1 protein-coding gene is annotated in these 1,703 nt (G+C 60.9%); it reads left to right on the top strand.

Annotated features, from left to right (window positions below):
• Positions 1–111 precede the first annotated feature (111 nt).
• Positions 112–1,602: an ISNCY family transposase gene (locus AP428_RS34205; RefSeq protein ID WP_054928691.1), complete on the top strand. Its 1,491-nt coding sequence runs from the start codon at positions 112–114 to the stop codon at positions 1,600–1,602.
• Positions 1,603–1,703 lie beyond the last annotated feature (101 nt).

The following is a 1,703-nucleotide window of genomic DNA, read 5'->3' as shown; positions in this document are numbered from 1 at the left end:
TTTTTGATTGTAGTGGCTAGATTGAAATGTCCGCTTTTGGCTACATAGAAATGTCCGCTTTCGGGCCGCGTAAGCTGTCCGGCTGCCGGTTTGACGGCGCCGGAGGCTGCGATGGCTGCAACGGAGCGGATCACGATGACGATGCGCGAACTGGACCGATTCAAGGTCATTCAGGATGTAGCGGACGGCAAGCTTAAGCCATGGCGTGCAGCGGAACGGCTGGAGTTGACGACACGTCAGGTTCGCCGACTGGTTGCCCGGCTGCGCGAGCACGGGCCGGCGGGACTGGTGTCGGGGCACCGAGCGAAGCCCGGCAACCGTCGCCTGGATCCAGGAGCCGCCGATCGTGCGCTGTCGATCATCCGAGATCGCTACGCCGATTTCGGGCCGACACTGGCCTGCGAGAAGCTCTGGGAGTGTCACGGCATTCGGCTGGCCAAGGAAACGGTCAGGAAGCTAATGACGGAGGCTGGCTTGTGGATTCCACGCCGGCAACGACCGCCGAAGGTCTATCAGCCGCGTGCGCGCCGGGCCTGTCTGGGCGAACTGATCCAGATCGACGGCAGCGATCATCGATGGTTCGAGGAACGGGCGCCGGCCTGCACGCTGCTGGTCTACGTGGACGACGCGACGAGCCGGCTGATGATGCTGCACTTCACGCAGACGGAGTCGACGTTCAGCTACTTCGAGGCAACACGGGCATACATCGAACGGCACGGCAAACCTGGGGCGTTCTACAGCGACAAGGCCAGCGTATTCCGCAACGTGAAGCCAGGAAAGACCGGTAACCGTGTGACGCCGTTCGGCCGCGCGATGTACGAGCTGAACATCGACACGTTCTGCGCGAACAGCAGCTCGGCCAAGGGCCGCGTCGAGCGCGCGCATCTGACGTTGCAGGACCGCTTGGTCAAGGAGATGCGATTGCGCGGAATTAACACGGTGGCCGACGCCAACGCATACGCGCCCTCCTTCATGGCCGCCTACAACACACGCTTCGCGAAGCCGCCGAAGAGCGAGTTCAATGCACACCGGCCGCTGCGGCCCGACGAGAGTCTGGACGTGGTGCTGACATGGCGTGAGCCGCGGAAAGTGACGAAGTCGCTGACGGTACAGTATGACCGGGTGATGTACTTACTGGACGACACGCCGGAGAACAGGAAGCTGATCGACCGGCAGATCGAGGTGTGGGAGTACCCGGATGGACGGATCGAGCTCCGTGCTGACGATCGCGTGCTGCGCTGCCGGCAGTACGATCGTTTGACTGAAATAGATCAGGGTGCCGTCGTCGAGCACAAGCGTTTGAGCCATGTGTTGCAGGTCGCGCAAGCGCTTCAGGCGCAACGCGATAACCGCCGAATCGGTAAAGCGCCGTCTCGAACGCATCGTGGCGACTCGACGCGGACCAACCGAAACGAGGCAGAGCCGGGTAAGAAGAAGCAGCGCAAGATCACGCAGGCCGACGTCGAGCATGTAATCGTGGATCTGACGCAACGTCGGCAAACCGCCAAGCCAGCGGACAAACCTGGCCGTCGGTCTGCAAAAGCTGAGGAAGCGAGCGTAAGCGCCCTGCCCGTTCAGGCGCGGACCTTCGACACTGCGTAATGCTTAAAACGAGGAAAAAACGCAGCAAAACCAACCTTGAAACCGGACATTTTTAAATGGCTGGAAGGTGGACATCTGAATCCGGGTATGACATTGATTGT

It is taken from the genome of Burkholderia sp. E168m22, from assembly GCF_001319805.1.
Lineage (GTDB): Bacteria > Pseudomonadota > Gammaproteobacteria > Burkholderiales > Burkholderiaceae > Burkholderia > Burkholderia orbicola.
Note: the sequence above shows the minus strand (reverse complement) of the source record. Positions and strands in the feature narration are given on the sequence as shown.

Coding starts and splice junctions, on each gene's coding strand:
- AP428_RS34205 (WP_054928691.1), top strand. CDS start 112: ATGGCTGCAACGGAGCGGATCACGATGACGATGCGCGAACTGGACCGA.